Annotated in this window: 19 protein-coding genes; 9 read left to right on the forward strand and 10 right to left on the reverse strand. The window is 69.1% G+C overall.

The annotated features are described in order from the left end of the window. Window positions 1-16: 16 nt before the first annotated feature. Both G9C85_RS04330 and G9C85_RS04335 read right to left on the reverse strand, forming a co-directional pair. Window positions 17-1,060, reverse strand: a complete 1,044-nt coding sequence (locus G9C85_RS04330) for a hypothetical protein (protein ID WP_166037257.1) — start codon at window positions 1,058-1,060, stop codon at window positions 17-19. A gap of 121 nt (window positions 1,061-1,181) precedes the next feature. Beyond that, the gene (locus G9C85_RS04335; protein WP_166037259.1) at window positions 1,182-2,153 is read right to left on the reverse strand and encodes an NAD(P)-dependent oxidoreductase; all 972 of its coding nucleotides are present in this window, start codon (window positions 2,151-2,153) and stop codon (window positions 1,182-1,184) included. A 135-nt stretch (window positions 2,154-2,288) separates the two neighbouring features. Between G9C85_RS04335 and G9C85_RS04340 the strand changes: the two genes are divergently transcribed. Both G9C85_RS04340 and G9C85_RS04345 read left to right on the forward strand, forming a co-directional pair. After that, complete coding sequence (locus tag G9C85_RS04340; RefSeq protein ID WP_166037261.1) at window positions 2,289-2,579, forward strand: hypothetical protein; 291 nt, start codon at window positions 2,289-2,291, stop codon at window positions 2,577-2,579. Window positions 2,580-2,908: 329 nt separating this feature from the next. Next, on the forward strand, window positions 2,909-3,664 hold the full coding sequence (locus G9C85_RS04345) for a YihY/virulence factor BrkB family protein (RefSeq protein WP_205254303.1): 756 nt from the start codon (window positions 2,909-2,911) through the stop codon (window positions 3,662-3,664). Between the two features lie 110 nt (window positions 3,665-3,774). Here the strand turns inward: G9C85_RS04345 and G9C85_RS04350 are convergent, their stop codons facing one another. From G9C85_RS04350 to G9C85_RS18645, 3 genes are read right to left on the reverse strand one after another with little or no spacing between them, the layout of a single operon-like run. Next, window positions 3,775-5,475: a thiamine pyrophosphate-binding protein gene (locus tag G9C85_RS04350; protein WP_166037265.1), complete on the reverse strand. Its 1,701-nt coding sequence runs from the start codon at window positions 5,473-5,475 to the stop codon at window positions 3,775-3,777. Then, complete coding sequence (locus G9C85_RS04355) at window positions 5,472-5,804, reverse strand: EthD family reductase (protein ID WP_166037267.1); 333 nt, start codon at window positions 5,802-5,804, stop codon at window positions 5,472-5,474. Before G9C85_RS04355 ends, G9C85_RS04350 begins: the two co-directional genes overlap by 4 nt. 25 nt (window positions 5,805-5,829) lie before the next feature. Beyond that, the gene (locus tag G9C85_RS18645) at window positions 5,830-5,967 is read right to left on the reverse strand and encodes a hypothetical protein (protein WP_205254304.1); all 138 of its coding nucleotides are present in this window, start codon (window positions 5,965-5,967) and stop codon (window positions 5,830-5,832) included. Window positions 5,968-6,028: 61 nt separating this feature from the next. Here G9C85_RS18645 and G9C85_RS04360 point away from each other — a divergent pair, with 61 nt between their 5' ends. The 3 genes from G9C85_RS04360 to cutA all read left to right on the forward strand — a co-directional run bounded on the left by G9C85_RS04360 (window position 6,029) and on the right by cutA (window position 8,302). Next, window positions 6,029-7,609, forward strand: coding sequence for a phosphoenolpyruvate carboxykinase (ATP) (locus tag G9C85_RS04360; RefSeq protein WP_166037269.1), 1,581 nt, complete (start codon window positions 6,029-6,031; stop codon window positions 7,607-7,609). Between the two features lie 77 nt (window positions 7,610-7,686). After that, window positions 7,687-7,893, forward strand: a complete 207-nt coding sequence (locus tag G9C85_RS04365; protein ID WP_166037271.1) for an HEWD family protein — start codon at window positions 7,687-7,689, stop codon at window positions 7,891-7,893. Between the two features lie 25 nt (window positions 7,894-7,918). Further along, window positions 7,919-8,302, forward strand: coding sequence for a divalent-cation tolerance protein CutA (cutA, locus tag G9C85_RS04370; protein ID WP_166037274.1), 384 nt, complete (start codon window positions 7,919-7,921; stop codon window positions 8,300-8,302). Here cutA and G9C85_RS04375 read toward each other — a convergent pair. Together G9C85_RS04375 and G9C85_RS04380 are read right to left on the reverse strand one after the other, a co-directional pair. Continuing rightward, window positions 8,299-8,886 carry a hypothetical protein gene (locus G9C85_RS04375; RefSeq protein ID WP_166037276.1) on the reverse strand — a complete coding sequence of 196 codons (588 nt, stop codon included), beginning with the start codon at window positions 8,884-8,886 and terminating at the stop codon, window positions 8,299-8,301. The genes cutA and G9C85_RS04375 overlap by 4 nt on opposite strands. A gap of 159 nt (window positions 8,887-9,045) precedes the next feature. Continuing rightward, complete coding sequence (locus G9C85_RS04380; protein ID WP_166037278.1) at window positions 9,046-9,783, reverse strand: metal-dependent hydrolase; 738 nt, start codon at window positions 9,781-9,783, stop codon at window positions 9,046-9,048. 236 nt (window positions 9,784-10,019) lie between these two features. Here G9C85_RS04380 and G9C85_RS04385 point away from each other — a divergent pair, with 236 nt between their 5' ends. The 3 genes from G9C85_RS04385 to G9C85_RS04395 all read left to right on the forward strand — a co-directional run bounded on the left by G9C85_RS04385 (window position 10,020) and on the right by G9C85_RS04395 (window position 13,108). Then, window positions 10,020-12,338 (forward strand): DHH family phosphoesterase, encoded by a 2,319-nt coding sequence (locus G9C85_RS04385; protein WP_166037280.1) that lies wholly within the window; start codon window positions 10,020-10,022, stop codon window positions 12,336-12,338. Between the two features lie 99 nt (window positions 12,339-12,437). After that, window positions 12,438-12,857 (forward strand): DUF5796 family protein, encoded by a 420-nt coding sequence (locus G9C85_RS04390; RefSeq protein WP_166037282.1) that lies wholly within the window; start codon window positions 12,438-12,440, stop codon window positions 12,855-12,857. After that, window positions 12,857-13,108 carry a hypothetical protein gene (locus G9C85_RS04395; protein WP_166037284.1) on the forward strand — a complete coding sequence of 84 codons (252 nt, stop codon included), beginning with the start codon at window positions 12,857-12,859 and terminating at the stop codon, window positions 13,106-13,108. The genes G9C85_RS04390 and G9C85_RS04395 overlap by 1 nt, the downstream gene beginning before the upstream one ends. A gap of 45 nt (window positions 13,109-13,153) precedes the next feature. Here G9C85_RS04395 and G9C85_RS19075 read toward each other — a convergent pair whose 3' ends face one another. Continuing rightward, entirely contained in the window at window positions 13,154-13,288 is a 135-nt protein-coding gene (locus tag G9C85_RS19075; RefSeq protein ID WP_275690762.1) for a hypothetical protein, read from the reverse strand. 75 nt (window positions 13,289-13,363) lie between these two features. Here G9C85_RS19075 and G9C85_RS04400 point away from each other — a divergent pair, with 75 nt between their 5' ends. After that, window positions 13,364-15,583 (forward strand): AAA family ATPase, encoded by a 2,220-nt coding sequence (locus G9C85_RS04400; protein WP_166037286.1) that lies wholly within the window; start codon window positions 13,364-13,366, stop codon window positions 15,581-15,583. A gap of 257 nt (window positions 15,584-15,840) precedes the next feature. Here G9C85_RS04400 and G9C85_RS04405 read toward each other — a convergent pair whose 3' ends face one another. Together G9C85_RS04405 and G9C85_RS04410 are read right to left on the reverse strand one after the other, a co-directional pair. Further along, on the reverse strand, window positions 15,841-16,509 hold the full coding sequence (locus G9C85_RS04405; protein WP_166037288.1) for a protein sorting system archaetidylserine decarboxylase: 669 nt from the start codon (window positions 16,507-16,509) through the stop codon (window positions 15,841-15,843). Between the two features lie 69 nt (window positions 16,510-16,578). Further along, window positions 16,579-19,464 carry a DEAD/DEAH box helicase gene (locus G9C85_RS04410; protein WP_166037290.1) on the reverse strand — a complete coding sequence of 962 codons (2,886 nt, stop codon included), beginning with the start codon at window positions 19,462-19,464 and terminating at the stop codon, window positions 16,579-16,581. Window positions 19,465-19,612 lie beyond the last annotated feature (148 nt).

Genomic DNA, 19,612 nt, shown 5'->3' on the forward strand with positions numbered 1-19,612 from the left:
AGTCGTTACCCCTCTCTCAGGGCGTCCCCGGCGTGAACGACTCGTCGACCCACGCCGCCGGGAGGACGCGCAGCAGTCCGTCGCGCTCGAGGTCCTCGGTCGTGACGAACAGGATGTCGTCGCCGCCGGCGACGGCGGTCCCGCCGCGGAGCACCTCGTCCCAGTGGTCGAGGACGGCGTCCGGGATCGGGAGTTCGCGGGCGTCGGCGCCGATCTCGCTGCTCGCGACGTACCGCACTCCCGAGCCGGCCTCGACCGCGTCGTAGTCCCCGGAGACCAGCACCGCGTCGTCGTCCGACCGGATCCCCCAGAACGCCTCGGCCGAATGCGACAGGAACCCCTGGTTGAACGCCCGCTGGGGCACCGGGACCTCTCGGCTCTGCCTGTCGAAGGCCGCCTCGCCAAGGCGGTCGGCGTCATCGGGAAGCGTCGTCTCGCCGACCTCGCTCGCGTCACCCGCGTCGCCCGTCGTTCCCGACCGGCTCTCCTCGCTCACGTCGCCCGGTTCGCCCAGCTCGATCGATTCGCCCGACTCGTCCATCTCGCCGATGTCGCTCGCCTCCCCCGACGCGTCCGCGCCGCTGGACTCGGTCTCGTCGTCGGTCTCGGATTCGAGTCCCGAACTCGCCGCCTCGATGTCCGGGCTCGTATCCGCGACCGCTTCGGCCGCGTCGCCGCCGACGTGTTCGTCCGCGCCGACGTCGCCGTCCTCGCTGGCGACCGCGTCGACATCGGGGGCCGTGTCGACCACGTCAGTCTGGTCGACGCCCGACCCCCCGCCATGGTCGCGCGACCGCCGCCCCTGGACGAACGCGACCCCGAGGAGAGCCGCTCCGAGGGCGAGGCTCCCGAGGCCGCGCCGGCGGTCGCCGCGCCGGAACGCCCGGAGACCGCGCAGGGCGCTCGTGCCGCCGACGACAGCTGCTACCGCGCCAGGGTCGACGCGTCGCCAAAGCGACCGCGGTAGCGTCGAGAGATAGCCCCCACCGCTGTCCGTCGCCCCCTCGCTGCCGACGTCCGATTCGGACTCCGCTCGCGTACTCGATTCGGTCAGGTCCATGCCGATCGGTTCGGTCGCGACACGCAAACCAGTACGGCCGGCAGTGTTCGATACCGGCGCGCCGTCCCGCGCTATCGGGCGGCCCTACGCGGAACGCTAACCGGACAGAAAGAGACCCAGTTCAGACGGCGTCCAGGCCGTTCTCCTTCCGGAGCGTGTTGATGTAGCTCCGGAAGCCCTCCTCGAGCCCGTACTCGGGCTCGTACCCGAGGTCCTCCTGGGCTTTCGTCATGTCGAGGCGCTGCGTCCACGGGAGTTCGCCGTCGTCGTTCACCGTGATGTCCGCGTCCGGCACGATGCGCTCGACGGTCTCGGCGGCCTCGCGGACGCTCGCGAGTTCGCCGCGGACGTTGTACACACGCTGCGTGAGGTCGTCCTCGTCCGCGAACGCCCCGAGCCTGAAGGCTTGCGCGATGTCGGCGACGTGCTGCCAGTCGATCTCCTCGGTGCCGTAGTCGACCTCGAACGGCTCGCCGAGCGCGGGCTTCTCGACGATGTTCGCGAGGAACGCCGACCCGCCCGTCTCGCGGTACGGGCCGTACGCGACCGTCGGCCGGAGCGCGACGTCGCTGACGCCGTACTCCTCGCGGTAGACGCGAGCCTGGTGCTCGTTGTACTCCTTCGTCGCGCCGTAGAGCGTGTCCGGGTACGTGAGGTCCTCTTCAGTCACCCACCAGTCGCCGCCGTCGTCGTAGTGGTGTGGCGGCGCGTAGATCGCCGCGCTCGACGCCCACGCGACGCGCTCGACCTGGTCGTCGAGCGTCCGCGCGGCCTCGAAGACGTTGCTCGTGCCCTCGACGTTCACCTCCATCGCCGCGCGCGGGTTCTCCTCGGCGGTGTTCGTCAGGAGCGCCGCGAGGTGCACGATGTGCGTCGTGCCGGTGTCCGCGACCGCGCTCACGACGTCCGTCGGGTCGGAGACGTCGCCGCGACGCGTCTCCACCTCGTCGGCGATCCCGACTTTTTCGAGTATGCGTTCGTCCGTCGAGAGGTCGTACGCGACCACGTCGTGTCCGTGCTCGACGAGGTCCTTCGCAACGTAGGACCCGATGAATCCCGTGCCACCGGTAACGAGGACAGTATTGTCGCTCATGGTCGTCGATTCACCCAGCGGCACGAAAAAGGTTGCACACTCGGCGAAACCGACGACGGGCCGGAACGACCTCGCCCCTGCCGTTTGCCGCTTCGACCGCCAACCATTATCTCGGTGACGCGAGAACGGCGACACATGGTCGACCCGAACGGCGTCGCCGTCGGCGACTTCGTCGAAGCGCCCGCGGATGCGACCGTCCAGGCGGGCGTCTACCGCGTCGTCGGCACGCCCGGGGACGCGCTCGTCTGCCTCCGCGTCACCGACGAGAACGGTCGTCGCACGCATACTGGCGATCTGGTCCGCGTCGGCGCCGACGCCGCCAGCGACCTCGTGCCAGCGAGCGCACCCCGCAGGACCGTCGTGGGGTTCCTCAAGAACCAGATCGAGGGACCGTACTGGATGGTGCGGTCGCTCCTTCCGTTCTAGACCTCGAAGAGGAACGTCGATAATGCCCTCTTCGCGGGATGATTACGGCGATCTGCTCGGAGAACGAGCCGATAGGCAGCGTGCGTATCCATCGTTGGTCCTATCTGGGCGTCGAGTGGGTTGAGAAGGCAGTACCGGATACCGAGGGCCTATTCAGCACTACTCCCTGGATTGAAAACGCTAGCAACTATCTCTATGTGGTTGGTTCTGCTCCGTGTATAGGTCGTTTGGGAGTGTCGGAGCGAGACAGTACTTTTTGGCTGAATTTTCGTAGGTGAGTTATGAGACGCGTGAGCCGCGCCTTCGAATTCGCGTTGACTGTAGGTCGGATGACTCACGAGCACCACGTCAAGTATCCGGCGGCCGCGCTCGCGTACTATGCGTTCGTATCCCAGATCCCACTCCTGATATTGGTGGTCGCTCTCATCGGCGACCAACTCGTCAGTGAGGTCCAGGGGATCACGCCCGACTTTCTCACCCCCGATGCCCAGCAGCTACTCTCCGAGGCATTGGTTACCGCATCGGGGCGAGCCTGGGCGGCACTGTTCGCAGTCGGCGTGCTTGCCTGGAGCGGCGCAAACATCGTGATCGGCTTCCAGACGGTCGTTAACCGGGTCGAACGTGCTCCCCGAGAATCACTTCGCACGCAGCTTCACGATGCCAGTAGTATCCTGGGCTCCTTCGGCCTGGTCGTCGTCGCGATAATCCTCACGAACCTGATTTTTGCGCTCGTACCGATCGGCCGAGTTCTTTCTTCTAGCAAGCCGTTCGTTCAATTCGGCATGCTGACGATCGCGTTCCTCCCCCTCTATTATGCCCCATCGCGAGTGGTGACTTCACTTACAGAGGCGCTCCCAGGGGCTCTGACGGCCGCGACCGGGTGGACCGTCCTGCTGACAGCAATCAGCGCGTACGCCGCTAATGCCCCTCGATACGCGCTCTATGGCGTTCTCAGTGGGATCATCATCATCCTCACGAGCTTCTATCTGGGCGCTATCGTGCTCATGATCGGAGCGATCGTGAACACTGTAATTGCCGATACGGACGACAGCGAGGGATCGTCGCGTAGGTCCCGAAGACAATAATCCCCAGGGAGAACGGCGGTCGTTGCGTCACCTCGATTCCCCGCATCGATCGAACCGGGGTTCCCGAGGGAACGTGCGAGAACCGCTACGGTGACGCTCGCGCGAGCGCCTTACTCGTGCAGCCCGCCGACTTCGTTGTAGAACGACGACGCGAGCTGTTCGGCCATGTCCTCGTCGCGGTCGATGCGGACGTCGACGACCGTCGGCTCGCTCGCGGCTTTCGCGTTCTCGAGCGCGGGCACGAGGTCGTCGGGTTCGGTGACGCGGACGCCGCGGCCGCCCATGCCTTCGGCCATCTTCACGAAGTCGGTGTCGTGGAACTCGACGCCCGCGATGTCCTCGTCCATCTGGCGGACCATCCCGAGGCTCGTGTCGTTCAGGACGACGAACGTCGGCGCGACGTCGTGGTCGACCGCGGTCTCGACGGCGGTCATCGTCATCGTGAACCCGCCGTCGCCCGCGACCGCGATCGCGTCGTGCCCGAGGAGCGCGGCGGTGACGGCGGCGGGCTGCGCCCACCCCATGCCGCCGACGCCCCCGGAGCCGTAGTACGACTGCGTCGAGTCCGTCTGGAGGTAGTTCAGGAGCCAGAAGCGGTTGTTCCCCGAGTCCGCCGTGACGACGGTGTCCTCGTCCACGACCTGCTCGATGGCCTTGCACGCCCGGTGGGGCTTGATGGGGACGCTGTCGCTCTCGCACTTCTCGACCGCGAAGTCCTCGCGGGCTTCCTCCGCGCGGTCGAGCGCCCAGTCGCCGCCCTCGCCGCTCTCCCCGTCGCCGGTCGCGGCGAGCGCGCGCAGGCTCTCGGCGGCGTCGCCGATGAGACCGACGTCGGCGGGGTACACCCAGCCGGCGTTGCGCGTGTCGATGTCCGCGTGGATGATCGTCTGCTCGTCGGGGTCGATGAACGACGCCGCCTGCCAGTTCGTGTCCATCGGGTTCATCCGGCAGCCGACGACGAGGAGCGCGTCCGCCTCGCTCACGACCTGGTTCGCGCCCTCGTGGCCGAACGACCCGATGACGCCCGCCGCGCGCTCGTCGGTCTCCGCGATCGTCGACTTCCCGAGGTACGAGGTCGCGACGACTGCGTCGTACGCGTCCGCGACGGCCTTCAGTTCGTCGTACGCGTCCGCCGCGTGCACGCCGTTGCCCGCGATTATCACGGGCTTCTCCGCGGCCTCGAGGTGCTCGACGGCGGCGGCGACGTCGCGGTCAGTCGGCTGGCTCTGCCAGTTCTGCACCTGCCGTTCGTCGTCCCACACCGGCGGCACCGCGTCCTCGGGATAGTCGTCGCTGACTGCGTCCCCGTCGAGGATGACCGCGGTCGGGCCGGGCCGGCCCGCGGTCGCGTGCTTGAACGCGAGCTGTACTGACCGAACAGTTTCAGTCGACGACCGCGGGAACCACCACTCCTTCGTCACGCCGTCGAGGATCTTCGGCAGAGAGAGGCCGCCGTAGTCGCCGCGGGACTGCTGATAGGGCGCGAGCGTCGAGTAGTCACCGCGCTCGCTCGCTTCCGTGAGCGTCACGAGCGGCGACGACGCGAGGCGCGCCTCCATCTGGCCCATGTTCCCGAGACTCCCGATCCACGGACCCTGGCCCGCGAGCACGGCGGGCGTGCTCGTCATTCGCCCGTACGCCTCCGCCATCTGGCTGGCCTCGCGCTCGTCGCGCGGCCGAACGACCTCCACGTCGCTGTCGCCGTGCGCGATCGTCTCGAACAGCTCGATGACGCGCCCGCCCGGATACCCGAACACGTACTCGGTGTCGAGCGCGTCGAGCGTCTCGACGACCCGTTCGGCGGTGTTCATCGGTCCTCCGACTCGTCGTCGAACTGGACGGTCTCCTCGACGTACAGCGTCGCCCCCTCGTCGGGCTTCGCGAACTCCGCGAGGTCGGCCTGTACGGCCTCGCCGACGTCGGACTCGAACGCCGCCTGCAGGTCGCCCATGTCCTCGAAGTACAGTTCGACGACGCCGTCGTACTCGCTGCGGTCCGGGTCCGTCGGGACGCTCGTCGCGTACTTCTTCGCGTGGGGAAGTCCCTTCGCGAGCGGGACGTGCTCGTCGTACCAGTAGTCGACGAATTCCTCGTGGGTCAGGTCGTCCGCGCGGACGAGCATGTTCACAAGCTTAATCATGGACAGACCGACGCAGGGGCATGACTTACAGGTGACGGTTCCCGGAGTCATCGACCGGTTCGAGGCACGCTTCGATACCACTTCGGGGTCGCTTCGAGACCGCTTCGAGGCCGCCCTGGGCCGCCAGGTGCGAGTACGGGACGCCTGCATCGTTCGAAGCCATCGGTTACGGAGCGAGTACAAGCAGCATGTTTATACGGCATTACGCAATCTACTCAATCACGATGTCAGACATCGGGATGGAACGCCCGGCGACCTCGACACGACGGTCGGACTTCCCCGACCCGAAATCCACACCGAACGTGACCTACGCGCCAGCACTCGACGAACTCCGCTCCTTCTCCACGCACCTCGAAACCACGACCGAGTACGACTCGCCCAGTTACGTGAGCGAGTACCGGTCGCGGAGCGCCGACCGCACGAGGAACACGGTCGACCACGAGTTCGACGAGGCCGACTACGGGCTCGTCGCGGACGCCGTGGACTGCATCGGCGACGGCGAGTGGGTGTGCCTCGACCGGCGGATGGGCCGGCACGAGGACGTCGCCGCGGTCTGCCGGCTGTTCGTCCCGAAGGCGTACGGTCGAATCGCGCTCGCGTGGGCGAAGCTCTTCGAGCCCGTCGACGCCGACGAGCCCGTCGAACCGGACTACGTCACGGTCCAGGTCCCCGACGCCGACGAGACAGCAATTCGCGTGCTCGCCGAGGAGGGCGTGACCGCCGTCGTCGGGAGCGACTACACGGGCGAGGCGAAGAAGTCGTTCCTCCGCCTGTTCATGTTCGACGCGAAGCGCCAGGGCGGCCTCGGGCTGCACGCCGGGTCGAAGCGCGTCACCGTCCGCCAGTCGCCCGACGACGCCGACGCGGACGACGCCGACGGCGAGGACGAGGGCGACTTGGCGACGGTCGGCCAGGTGTTCCTCGGGCTATCCGCGACCGGGAAGTCGACGCTGACTGCGCACAGCTGCTGGCTCGACGAGGCCAACGGCGAGTCCGCGGCGATGCTCCAGGACGACGTCTGCGCGCTCACGCGCGACGGCGAGGTCGCGGGCAGCGAGGGCAAGGGCCTGTTCATCAAGACCATCGGCCTCGACCGCGACGAGCAGGCGGCGCTGTACGACGCCGCGACCCACGAGTCCGCGGTCCTCGAGAACGTCGCCGTCGACGACGACGGCACCGTCCACTTCGACGAGGACCGGTACACGACGAACTCGCGCGCGGTCGTCCAGCGCGAGCACCTCGACAGCGCCGACGAGGACGTCGACCTCGACGGCGTCGACCAGGTGTTCTTCATCACGCGCAACCCCCTGATGCCGCCGGTCGCGAAGCTCGACGAGACCGAGGCCGCGGTCGCGTTCATGCTCGGCGAGTCCATCCAGACGAGCGCGGGCGACCCGGACGCCGCGGGCGAAGCGATCCGCGTCGTCGGCACGAACCCGTTCATCATGGGGAGCGAGGGCGAGGAAGGGAATCGCTTCCGCGATCTCGTCAGCGAACTCGGCGTCGAGTGCTACGTCCTCAACACGGGCTGCGTCGGCACCGGCGACGACGCGGTCGACGTCGGCGTCGAGGAGTCCGTCACCCTCCTCCGCGAGATCGCGCGCGACAGCGTCGACTGGACGCGCGACGATCGCATGGGCCTCGAGATTCCGTCGTCGGTCCCGGGCATCGACGTCTCCGAGTTCTACGTCCCCGACCACGTCGATGACTACGAGCGCGCGGCCACCGAGCTGCGGCGGGAGCGCCTCCAGTACCTCGCGCAGTTCGACGCGCTCGACGACGACGTCGCCGACGGCGTCTACTGACTCACTCGCGGGGGTCGGTCGTCGCGAACCCCGCCGCACGGTCAAGCTTCAAGTTCTCGGACGATCGATTGTCGCACATGACCGAGTTACGCAAGCCGGAGGGACGCGAGTGCGAGCGCTGCGGACGACGGGAGGTCTGGGACGACCGCCACGACACGTGGCGCGTCGCGAGCGACGACCGAGACGATAATGGGGACGGCAATAGCGCCGACGCGGACGCGATCGGCGACGTCCACTGCGTGCACGAGTGGGACATCGACGGGTCGTTCCGCCCGATCGAGTGACGATGTCCGGAGCGTCCGACTGACGATGCCGACCGCGTACGTCACCGCGCCGCCCGAGGCCGCCGACGAGCTCGCGACCGCGCTCGTCGAGGAGCGCCTCGCCGCGTGCGTGAACCGGGTCGACTGTCGCTCTACGTACCGCTGGACCGACGCCGACGGCGGCGACGCCACCGGCGAGGACGCCATCCTGCGCGACGACGAAGTGATCCTGCTCGCGAAGACAACGAGCGAGCGCTACGACGCACTCGAAGCGCGAATCGCGGAACTCCACCCCTACGACGTGCCCTGCATCGAGCGGTTCGACGAATCGGGGATGCTTCCCGCGTACGCGGACTGGGTCGCGGACGCGACCGAGTCCCAGAGCGTGGAGGACCGCGGAGAATCGAGCGAGCAGTCGGGACCCGACTAGTTCGGGACGGTCGCGTTCGCGCGATCGGCGAGGTCCGCCACCATCACTTCGAAGCGTCGGGGGACGTCGAAGCGGGCGTCGGCGCGGAGGTCGTAGTCGAGATCGGGGCGTTCGCCCTCCCAGGTCTGCTGGGGGAACAGCTCGGGGAGTTCGTACTGGCCGAGCGCGCGGTCGGCGCGCTTGACCGCGCGGTACTGCTCGTCGCTGGGCGGGGAGACGTCGAACGCCGCCCAGACGGCAGCCTGGATGTCGTCCTCGATCTCGCGGTACCCGGGGAGGTGACGCTTGAGGGGGCTGGGGACGTCCGTGACGTACGCCTCCGCCGCGTCGTGCAGGAGCCCGTAGAACTGCACGCGGTCGCTCTCGCCCGCGCTCGCGAGCTCCTCGGTCACGTGGATCGAGTGCAGCGCGACGCTGTAGAAGAACGCGGTCTGGCCCGCACCGCGACAGACGTTCGAGAGCCCGTGCGCGAGGTCAGCGAGCGCGATCTGCTCCGGTTCCGGGTCGAGCGGCCGGAACGACCGACCGCTGTGCGTACTGATCGCCTCGTCCTCCGCCGCCGTATCGTCGACACGTAGCTCCATAGAGAATCACCGTTTCCACCGTCTCAATGGCCGTCGCTACTTAGGGGTTTCGTCGCCGGACCCCCTCGGCACACGCTCCCGTGCGAACTGACTCCCGTGGTGAGAGGGCGGGTCGCGAGGGCGAACGCGAGCGACCGGGAGAACGAGGTGGGTGGCCGCTCAGTCCATGAGGTTCTCGGTGACGTCGAAGGACTCGTCGCCGTCGAGCGCGACGACGTCGGCGTCGCTCCCGGTCGCCCTCACTTCCTTCGCGAAGGCCTCGGGGTCCTGCTCGATCGGCGGGAACGTGTCGTAGTGGATGGGGATGGCGGCGTCGACGTCGAGCCAGTCGACGGCGACCGCGGCCTGCATCGGCCCCATCGTGAAGTGGTCGCCGATCGGGAGCGCGGCGACGTCCGGCTCGAGGAACGGCCCGATGACGTCCCGCATCGACGTCATGAGGCTGGTGTCGCCGGCGTGGTAGAACGAGACGGAGTCCTCGTCCGCGACCTGCGTCGGCTTCGTGTCCGAGATCACGAACCCTGCGGGCATCCCGCCGGAGGCCTCGTAGCCCGTCTCCATGCCGTTCGTGTGGTCGCTGCGGTGCATCGTGACGTACGCGTCGCCGCACTCGACGGTCCCGCCGAGGTTCATTCCCATGCCGCCGACGGCGTCGAAGTCCCCGAACTCGTCCTGGCAGTACGCGACGACCTCGGGCGTCGCGACGAGCGTCGCGCCCTCGTACGCGTCGACGTCGCCGACGTGGTCCGCGTGCCCGTGCGTGAGGAGCACGTAGTCGGGGTCGAGCGCCCCGGGGTCGGTGTCCGTCTTCGGGTTGTCGAAGAACGGGTCGATGAGCAGGCTGGTGTCGCCGAGTTCGACGCCGAACGTGGAGTGACCGTACCAGGTGAGTTCCATAGTCGTACTGACCTACGCCTGCACGTCCCGTAAAAGTTCGCGAGGGGGGGACGCTACTCGGCCACCCCCAACCCCCTCCTCGGCTCCCGCAGATCGGTCCCCGCAGGCACTTACGAGCGGTCGCGGGCGGGCCACCTGCCGCCCGCGCGCCAGCTACGACCGGGGTTCGACGCGGACGAACGACGGCGAGCGAGTTTCGACAACAGTTTTAGGCCGGGTTTCCTCTACCAGAGCAAATGGGTAACTGTATCATCTGCGGTACGCCCGTGGACGGGCACATCTGTTCGAGTCACGAGGAGGACGCCGTCTTCGAGTTCGAAGGCAACTCCCCCGAACAGTTGACGCCCGGACGCTACTACGAAGGCACCGTCGACGGCTACGCGGAGTTCGGCGTGTTCGTGGACATCGGCGACCACGTCACCGGCCTCCTGCACCGGAGCGAACTGGACCGACGCCTGGACTCCCTCGACTGGGACGCGGGCGACACCGTCTACGTGCAGGTGACGGACGTGCGCGACAACGGGAACGTCGACCTCGGCTGGTCGATCCGCCAGCGCAAGCGCGAGTTCCGCGGCCACCTCGTCCAGACGCCCCAGGGCGACGAGCTCCCCGAAGGGGACGACGGGGACGACGACCACCCTTCTGACAGTACGTCGCGCTCGGGGAACACCGAGACGCGCACGCCCTCTTCGGAGGACGCCCAGCCGGAACCGACCGACGAAGACGACGCACCGAGTGCCGGCGAAGCCGAGAACACCGACCAGACGACCACCGACGAAGCGACGTCCGAGGTCGCCACCGACGAAGCGAGTGCCGATACCTCTGCCGACGCACCGAGTGCCGACGCCGCAGCCGACGAAGACGACGCACCGAGTGCCGGCGACGAAGCGACGTCCGACGTGACGGCGACGTCGGCCGTCGAGGACGCTGGCGCTTCCGAGTCCGGCGACGTCGCGACGGACGACGAGTCGACCGACAGCGACGAGGACGACGCACCGGTGGGCGACGAGGCAGCGACAGCCGACGAGAGCGCGAGCGAGGGGCTGTCGCGGACGGCTCTCGGCGACGTCGCGGACGACGTCGGACAGGTCGTGCGCGTCGAGGGCGAAGTCGTGAGCATCCGGCAGACGTCCGGGCCGACCGTCTTCGAGGTCCGCGACGAGTCGGACGTCGTCGAGGCGGCGGCGTTCGAGTCCGCGGGCGTTCGCGCGTACCCCGACGTCGAGGTCGACGACGTGGTACGCATCGACGGCGAGGTCGAGCGCCACCACGACGACCTCCAGATCGAGACGGAAGTCCTCGACGTGCTCGAGGGCGAGGAAGCCGACGTGGTGCGAACGCGTCTCGCGGACGCGCTCGCCGCCGAAGCCGATCCCGGCGAAGTCGACCTGCTCGCGGACCACGACGCGGTCGCGGCGGTCGAGAGCGAGATCCGCGACGTGGCGTCGACCATCCGGCAGGCCGTCTTCACGGGCCGACCGGTCGTCGTTCGACACACGGCGACCGCGGACGGCTACGTCGCCGGGGCGGCCATCGAGCGCGCGGTCCTCCCGCTCGTTCGCGAGGAGCACGCGCGCGAGGACGCGGAGTACCACTTCTTCGAGCGCCGGCCGCTCGACGACCCGTTTTACGGGATGGACGCGGCGACCGACGACGTGACGGACATGCTCGGCGACCGCGAGCGACACGGCGAGCAGTTCCCGCTCGTCGTCCTCGCCGACGCCGGGTCGACCGCGGAGTCCGAGGAGGGCTACGAGTTCCTCGACGTGTACGGCGTCGAGCGCGTCGCGATCGACGCGACGTACCCCGACGACGCCGTCCTCGACGACCTCTCGGCGGTCGTGAACCCGCACGTCGCGGGCGTCGACGACGAGGTGTCCTCGACGGCGCTCGCGGCGAACGTCGCGGCGCACGTCAACGACGACGTTCGCGTGGACCTCTCGCACCTGCCCGCGGTGAGTTACTGGGAGGACACCCCGGAGGTGTACGTGGACCTGGCTCGCGACGCCGACTACGACGTCGACGACGTCACGGAGCTCCGGCAGGCGATGGCGCTGGAGGCGTTCTATCAGTCCTACAAGGACAAGCGAGAGCTCGTCGACGACCTCCTGTTCGGTCGCCGTGAAGGCCTCTCGGGGCACGTGAGCGATCAGTTCCGCGAGAAGATGCGCAAGGAAGTCGAGACGGCGCGCCGGAACCTCACCGAGCGCACGGCCGACGGCGTGACGTTCGCGGTCGTGGACACGGACGCGTTCACGCACCGGTTCGACTTCCCGCCGGAGGCGTTGCTCGTGGACGAACTCCACCGGACGCTCCGCGAGGAGTACGACGAACCGGTCGTCACCATCGGGCTGGGTGGCGACGACATGCGTCTGCGGTCGGACGAAGACCTGGACGTGCGTCGCGTCGCCGAGCAGGCGGCGTCGACGGTTCCCGAGGCCGGGATCGAAGTGGTCGGTGGTCGCGAGGGCCACGTCGAGTACCTCGCTGGCGAGCGCGACGCGGTCCAGAACGCGGTCATCGCCGCGATCGCGAAGACGTTCAAGCCCGCCTGACGCGGAAGCGTCCGGATTGGGCGGGCGCGAGCGTCGTGGCGGAGTGGAACGGCGTGGCGAAACGGAGTCGTTTTTGCGTGCGGCCGTCTACGTGGTGGTATGACTTTTCGAGGCGACGTGGCGCCGTCGACGCTCGGCGTGGAGCTGAACGAGGACGGGGTCGTCGTGGAGTACCTGGACGGCCGGAACGTGTTCTATCACGGCCCGCCGGAGAAGGCCGAGGGGTCGGTGCGGGCGCCGCCGGGGAAGTTGACGCAAGTGCTCGTGACGGACCCGACGGAGACGGAGGGCGTGCTCGTGTACGTGAACGACCACGACACGCACGACGACATCCTCGAGGACACCGGCGTCGGTCGCGTCCTCCTCGAGGGCGACGACGAGGAGGAGCTGTTCCCGGGGGTGACGGTGCGGTCGGAGGCGTACGCGACCGTCGTCGAGGCGGACCCGGAGGTCGCTCGCGGTCGCGTGTTCGTGTTTGCGGAGGACGAGATCAGCGAGCACGCGTACGAGATCGTTTGATGCCGCTAGCGAAGCAGTGGCGTTCGCTCGACCGGTCGACGGTCGCTGGGGCGCCGGACCGACTGGGCGTGTACGAGATCGGCGACGACGACGGGAACGTGCTCGAGGTCGACTGGGGCGTGCTCCCGGACGAACTGAAGGACGCGCTATCCTATGGGCCGCGTGGGGCGACCCAGGTGCGCTGGGAGGTGGCGCAGACGCGCGAGCAAGCGGAGTCGCTCGCGGCCGAGCACCGCGAGCGCTTGGACTGAACGGGCAGCTATCGGTCCCCGGAGTCGAGAGTGGCTGCGAGTCGCTTATTGGATGTAGGAGGGGTCTTCGGCGTCGCAGTTCGCTTCGTGTGCGTTCGCGTCGGACTGGTCGTCGAACATGAGTCCGCAGGCGTCGCACTCGTACCACGTCTCGCCGTCACGTTCAGTCTCGCTGACCATGCCTAGAGCGACGCCGGCCTCCGTGAAGTGGTTTGTCCCGAGCGATTCAAGGCAGTACGGCGAGAAAAAATAGGCATGAGTACGGACGACGACGACGGCGTGACGTTGACGGTGCAGGCGGCGGAGAAGCGCGACGCCGGCCGCGGCGTCGCGCGCCTCTCGGAGGCTGCACGCCGAGAGCTCGGTATCCTGAGCGGCGACACGGTCGTCATCGAGGGGTCGCACGTGACGGCGGCGAAGTTCTGGCCGTCGGACCACGACCAGGACGCGGGCACCATTCGCATCGACGCGGACACGCGGACGAACGCGGGCGCGAAGGTCGGGGACCTCGTGACGGTGCGGGCGCGAGAGATCAGCGACGCGACGGCGGTGACGCTCGCGCCGCCGGAGTCGATGGGGGCGGTGCCGTCGAGCGTCGTCGAGCGCGCGGTCCGGCGGGACCTCGACGGACGGCCGGTGTCCGTCGGCGAGCACGTCCGCCTGGAGCGCATCAGCCAGTCGCCGTTCCACGTCGTCGAGACGACGCCCGAGGGCCCGGTCCGCATCGAGAATCACACGAGCGTCCAGGTCCGGAACGAGGCGTTCGACGCGACCACGGATCCGACGCCGGGCGCGAACGAGGCGAGCAGCGGTGGCGTCGAGGCCGAGTCGTCGGGGGGCTGGGAGTCACGCGACGAGGATGCGGACGAGGACGCCCAGTCGGGCGTGACCTACGAGGACATCGGTGGGCTGGAAGAGGAACTGGAGCGCGTCCGCGAGATGATCGAGCTTCCGCTCTCGGAGCCGGAGCTCTTCCAGAAGCTCAACATCGACCCGCCGCGGGGCGTGCTGCTGTACGGGCCGCCGGGGACGGGGAAGACCCTGATCGCGAAGGCGGTCGCGAACGAGGTGAGTGCGGCGTTCCACACGGTCTCGGGGCCGGAGATCATGTCGAAGTACAAGGGCGAGAGCGAGGAGCGCTTGCGGGAGGTGTTCGAGACGGCCCGCGAGACCGCGCCCTCGATCGTCTTCTTCGACGAGATCGATTCGGTCGCGGGGAAGCGCGACGACGACGGCGACGTCGAGAACCGCGTGGTCGCGCAACTCCTGAGTCTGATGGACGGCCTCGAGTCTCGCGGTGACGTGGTCGTCATCGGCGCGACGAACCGCGTGGACGACATCGACCCGGCGCTCCGCCGCGGCGGCCGGTTCGACCGCGAAATCGAGATCGGCGTCCCCAGCGAGAGCGGCCGTCGGGAGATCCTCGACGTCCACACGCGCGGGATGCCGATCTCCGACGACGTGGACCTGGATACCCTCGCTTCTCGCACGCACGGGTTCGTGGGCGCGGACCTGGACGTGCTCGTGAGCGAGGCGGCGATGCACGCGATCCGAAATCGACCGACGGAGGGGGAGGCCCGGAAGGCCTGGAGCGAGGACCCGAGCGTGGCGCGCGCGAACTTCGACGGCGCGATGGCGGAGGTGGAGCCGTCGGCGATGCGCGAGTACGTCGCCGAGCAACCGAACGTCGACTTCTCGGACGTCGGCGGACTCGACCAGGCCAAGCAGACGCTGGAGGAGGCCGTGGAGTGGCCGCTCGCGTACGGGCCGCTGTTCGAGGCGGCGAACACGAGTCCGCCCTCGGGCGTGCTCCTGTACGGCCCACCGGGGACGGGGAAGACCCTGCTCGCGAGGGCGCTCGCGGGCGAGAGCGGCGTGAACTTCATCGAGGTGAAGGGCCCCGAGTTGCTCGACCGGTACGTCGGCGAGAGCGAGAAGGCGGTCCGCGAGTTGTTCCATCGCGCGCGCCAGTCCGCGCCCTCCATCGTGTTCCTCGACGAGATCGACTCCGTCGCGAAGACCCGCGAGGGCGGCGGCGGTGGCGGTGGCGACGACGTCACGGACCGCGTCGTCTCCCAGCTCCTCACCGAGCTCGACGGGCTGGCCGACAACCCGAACCTCGTCGTGGTCGCGGCGACGAACCGGAAGGAGGCCATCGACCGCGCACTCCTGCGGCCGGGTCGCCTGGACACGCACATCGAGGTGCCGGAGCCGGACGAGGCCGGACGGCGCGCCATCCTCGACGTCGTCACGGAGGGTCGCCCGCTGGCGTCGGACGTCGACACGGACGCGATGGCGGCCGACCTCGAGGGGTTCTCGGGCGCGGAACTGGACGCGCTCGTCCGCGACGCCTCGATGCGCGCCATCCGCGAACTCGCGGACGGGCGGTCGCCCGAGGAGGCGAACGCGATGACCGACGAACTCGAGATCACGACGGCGCACTTCGAGGCCGCTCGCGCTCGACTGGACCGGTAGTCGACGTCGGTTCGCGGCCCCCGGTACGCTCGCGGTCTCCCGACTCGGCCCGTCGTGACCCGGAGACCGGTGGTGTCTTGTACCGACGCCGCCGACGATGAGAGGACGGCACGGCCGGTCGGCGAACTGCCCGCGTGCATTTGACACGCAACGCTACGAGACCCGGGCGGCCTACCCCGTCGATTCCACGTTCGCGAGCGGCGGCGCTCGACGGCTCTTCGATGTGGTGACTTCCAGGGGGAGCGATGCGTGCGGCGTCAGTCGTCGTCGCTGACGCGTGCGGCGGGGTCGGTTGCGAGAACGGTCCGGCCGGCGCGCGTCCCGTCGCCTTCCTCGACGAGGAGGTCCTCGGGACCGAATCGTGGCGGGAGGAGGACGTCGACGCGCGAGCTGAACGCGATGTGGCCGAACCGCTCGCCGCGCGCGAGCGCGTCCCCGGACTGGACGTAGCTGTGACAGCGTCGCGCGACGGTGCCGGCGATCTGCGTGACGCGGTACGGCTCGGAGTCGGCGGGCGCGCTCTCGTCGACGAGGTCGACGTGCAGGCGCTCGTTTCGCTCTGCCTCCTTCGAGAACGCGGGCAGATGTCCGCCGGGGACGTGCTCGACGTCCGCGACGGTCCCGGGGAGCGGGACGCGGTTCACGTGCACGTCGGTGACGTTCATGAACACGCCGACGCGGACGCGCTCACGGCCGTCGTCGTCCTCTTCGGTTCGAATCACGGAGACCGTGCCGTCCGCGGCCGCCAGCGCGGCGGACCGCGCCGCGCCCTCGACGGGCACCCGCTCGGGGTCCCGGAAGAACAGGAGGACGAACCCGGCGAGCGCGAGCGCGACGAGGCTTGCCGGCGGGAACGCGACGAGTGCGACGAGCGCGAGCACCGCCGGAATCGCCGCGTAGTCGTAGGCACCGGGCGCGAGTCGCATACCCGCAACCGGGAGCGGCACGCGGGAAGGCGTTTCGGTCGCGCGTGGTCAGTCGTCGGCCGCGCGCGATCAGTCCCAGAACGACCGCGTCCTGGCGAACTGTTTCTCCTGGGCGAGGATGTCGCGGTAGAAGTCGGTCTCGTTCTCGCGGAGCTGACCGATGATGCGCGCGGCGTTGTGCGGGCCGACGCCGCGCGCGCTGAGCGCGACGACGGCCTGCTTGCCGTGGGACTGCACGAGGTTCGCGCGCCGATGCGCTTTCTTCGTCAGTTCGTCCTGTTCGTCGTCCTTCTCGCTGGCGCGGACGGCGGGGACGGTCTCGTCGTCCCACGGACTGAGGGCAGCGATGCGCGTGGACCCGCACTCCGCGCACTCGGGCTGGTCGCGGACGCGCCGGACCTTCGTTTTCTTCTTGTACTCGCCGCAGTGCACGCACAGGAGCACCACCCTGTCGTCCTGGAGGCGGTCCTTGACGGTCTGGACGACGCTCGCGTCCGCGTTCTCTGGCGCGAGGAGTTCCTTGCCCGAGGAGTGGCCGGCGGTCCCGACGGGCGTGCGTTCGCCGACCGTCTCGATGGCGAGGTCGCCAGACTGAACGCGTTCGAGGACGCGCCCGGCGTGCTCGACCGCGAGGTCCTCGTGGAACACCTCCCGCACCGCCTCGTCGTACACCGGCGTGTCCTCGAGGGCGGCGACCAGGTACTGGGGGCTGACGTCGGTGGAGCCCTCCCACGTGCGGAGCGCGCCGAACTTCGTGGCGACCTGGCTCAGCCGGAACTTCAGCGCGTCCGAGCGCTTCAGGGAGAGCTCGATGATGGCCTCGACGTGCTCGGGATCCGTCGACTCGAGTACCTCGATGACCTCCGGCGTGCCGAGGCCGCTCGGGAGTTCGAGTTCGATCCGGTACGGGTCGGTCTCGAGCGCGACCGACGAACCGGTGCGCTGGCCGAGCAGCGAGGAGAGCACGCGCCCGAGCGTCGCGTTCGCCTTGTGCCCGAGACAGGCGTTGACGACCACGGTGCGGCCGTGCTGTTCGACTACTATGCAGTCATCCGTCGGCATCGGCGCGCCCGCGTCGGCGTGGCGTTCGAGCTGGTCGAGCGCGCTCGCGACCGTCCTCTCGTCGGTCGGATAGCGGTTCGCGAACTCGGTCGCGACGGACTCGCGTGGTGCGCCGCGCTCGAACTGCGGCGCGGCGACGGCGCGCATCTCGCCGACCTCGCCGGCGACCCCTGGTGGAACGGGGATCTCCGAGCCCGTCCACGACGGCACCTCGCCAGCTGGGTCCTCGATCGGCGCGACGTTCACCTCGCCGTCGTCGTCGTCCACCTCGACGATCCGCCACATCTCGCCGCGCTGCACGAACACCTCGCCGGGCTGGGCGAAGTTCACGACGAACCGCTCGTCGAGCGTCCCCACCTGCCGACCGGAGGCGACGTCGTTGACGTCGTACGTCTCCTCGTCGGGGATCATCGAGAGGTTCTGGTAGACGTACTGGCGGGACCCGCCCGCGGTCTCGATGCGGTCCGCGGCCTCGTCGAGCCACGCGATCCGGTTCGAGTGCAGTTCCTCGACGACGTCGCGGAACGCGTCCTCGGAGAGGTCCGCGAACGGCTGGGCGCTCGCGACGAGTTCGTACGCCGCTCGGGCGGAGACGCCGTCGTGCTCGTCGCCGACCGTGCCGGGTCCGTGTATGGCGTCCGCGCCGCCGTCGGCGTGGTCGCCGTCCATCGCCAGCGCCGGGATCTGGTTCGCGACGACGTCGAGGCTCCCCTCGTGGATGCCCGCCGGTTCGACCTCGCCGGTCTTCGCGCGGCGGGCGATGGCGGCGGCCTCGAACGTGTCGTCCTCGCGCGTCGTCACGATGGTGCCCCGCGAGACCTGGTCGCTGCGGTGGCCGGCGCGACCGACGCGCTGGAGCAACCTGGTCACTTGCCGCGGGCTCTGGTACTGGACGACGTGGTCGACGCGCCCGACGTCGATCCCGAGTTCCATCGAGGACGTACAGAGCAGGCCGTCGAGGTCGCCGGCCTTGAACGCGTCCTCGACCTCGATGCGGGCGTCCTTCGAGAGGCTACCGTGGTGGACGCCGATGGGGAGGTCCAGCTCCGTGAACCGCGACCCGAGCGCCTCCGCGGTCTGGCGCGTGTTCACGAAGATCAATGTCGACTCGTTCTCGGCGACGAGGTCCCGTATCGCGCGGACGTGACTCGCGACGCGCTCGGTCGTCGCGAGCTTGCCCGCGAGCCTCGCGTCCTCCTCGTCGATCTCGGGTTCGTACACGCGGAGGTCGAGCTGGGAGCCGACGTCGACCTGCCGGACCGCACAGGGCCGGTTCCCGGTGAGGAACGCGGCGACGGTTTCGGGGTCGCCGACGGTCGCCGACAGGCCGATGCGCTGGAAGCCGCCGGCGAGCGCGCGCAGCCGCTCCATGGCGATGGCGAGTTGCGCGCCGCGCTTGGAGGCCGCGAGCTCGTGGACCTCGTCCACGACGACGTGCTCGAGGTCGGCGAGCGCTTCCCGGAGCCGCGAACCCGTGAGCATCGCCTGCACGGTCTCGGGCGTCGTCACGAGGACGTCCGGCGGGTCCGTCGCCTGCTTCCGGCGCTGGTAGTCCGTGGTGTCGCCGTGACGGACGTCGACGTCGAGGTCGAGGTACTCGCCCCACCACTCCAGGCGGTCTCGCATGTCGCGGTTGAGCGCTCGTAGCGGCGTGACGTAGAGCGCGCGAATGCCGAACGCGTCCTCGGCTGTGATCGCGTCGAAGACGGGCAACATCGCGGTCTCGGTCTTCCCCGTCCCGGTCGGGGCGACGACGAGCGCGTGCTCGCCGGCAGCGATGGGCGGGACGGCCCGGCGCTGGGTGGCGGTCGGCTCGGTGAACCCGCGGTCGGCGAGCGCCTCGCTGACCGACTCGCCGAGCGCGTCGAACGCCGACCCCGCGCGTGCTGTCATCGACGGGCCTAGCCACCACGCGAGCATAAGCGCCCCGCCCCGAGGTGCGTCGACGGCCCCTTCAGGCGAGACTTGAACGGGCTCCGATCGTCGACGGGAGCGTTCAAGCGGAGCTTGCCGGACTCGCCGCTGGCGATTCCACTCGACC

This window comes from Halorubellus sp. JP-L1, from assembly GCF_011440375.1.
Lineage (GTDB): Archaea > Halobacteriota > Halobacteria > Halobacteriales > Natrialbaceae > Halorubellus.

Coding starts and splice junctions, on each gene's coding strand:
- G9C85_RS04330 (WP_166037257.1), bottom strand. CDS start 1,060: ATGGACCTGACCGAATCGAGTACGCGAGCGGAGTCCGAATCGGACGTC.
- G9C85_RS04335 (WP_166037259.1), bottom strand. CDS start 2,153: ATGAGCGACAATACTGTCCTCGTTACCGGTGGCACGGGATTCATCGGG.
- G9C85_RS04340 (WP_166037261.1), top strand. CDS start 2,289: ATGGTCGACCCGAACGGCGTCGCCGTCGGCGACTTCGTCGAAGCGCCC.
- G9C85_RS04345 (WP_205254303.1), top strand. CDS start 2,909: ATGACTCACGAGCACCACGTCAAGTATCCGGCGGCCGCGCTCGCGTAC.
- G9C85_RS04350 (WP_166037265.1), bottom strand. CDS start 5,475: ATGAACACCGCCGAACGGGTCGTCGAGACGCTCGACGCGCTCGACACC.
- G9C85_RS04355 (WP_166037267.1), bottom strand. CDS start 5,804: ATGATTAAGCTTGTGAACATGCTCGTCCGCGCGGACGACCTGACCCAC.
- G9C85_RS18645 (WP_205254304.1), bottom strand. CDS start 5,967: ATGGCTTCGAACGATGCAGGCGTCCCGTACTCGCACCTGGCGGCCCAG.
- G9C85_RS04360 (WP_166037269.1), top strand. CDS start 6,029: ATGTCAGACATCGGGATGGAACGCCCGGCGACCTCGACACGACGGTCG.
- G9C85_RS04365 (WP_166037271.1), top strand. CDS start 7,687: ATGACCGAGTTACGCAAGCCGGAGGGACGCGAGTGCGAGCGCTGCGGA.
- cutA (WP_166037274.1), top strand. CDS start 7,919: ATGCCGACCGCGTACGTCACCGCGCCGCCCGAGGCCGCCGACGAGCTC.
- G9C85_RS04375 (WP_166037276.1), bottom strand. CDS start 8,886: ATGGAGCTACGTGTCGACGATACGGCGGCGGAGGACGAGGCGATCAGT.
- G9C85_RS04380 (WP_166037278.1), bottom strand. CDS start 9,783: ATGGAACTCACCTGGTACGGTCACTCCACGTTCGGCGTCGAACTCGGC.
- G9C85_RS04385 (WP_166037280.1), top strand. CDS start 10,020: ATGGGTAACTGTATCATCTGCGGTACGCCCGTGGACGGGCACATCTGT.
- G9C85_RS04390 (WP_166037282.1), top strand. CDS start 12,438: ATGACTTTTCGAGGCGACGTGGCGCCGTCGACGCTCGGCGTGGAGCTG.
- G9C85_RS04395 (WP_166037284.1), top strand. CDS start 12,857: ATGCCGCTAGCGAAGCAGTGGCGTTCGCTCGACCGGTCGACGGTCGCT.
- G9C85_RS19075 (WP_275690762.1), bottom strand. CDS start 13,288: ATGGTCAGCGAGACTGAACGTGACGGCGAGACGTGGTACGAGTGCGAC.
- G9C85_RS04400 (WP_166037286.1), top strand. CDS start 13,364: ATGAGTACGGACGACGACGACGGCGTGACGTTGACGGTGCAGGCGGCG.
- G9C85_RS04405 (WP_166037288.1), bottom strand. CDS start 16,509: ATGCGACTCGCGCCCGGTGCCTACGACTACGCGGCGATTCCGGCGGTG.
- G9C85_RS04410 (WP_166037290.1), bottom strand. CDS start 19,464: ATGACAGCACGCGCGGGGTCGGCGTTCGACGCGCTCGGCGAGTCGGTC.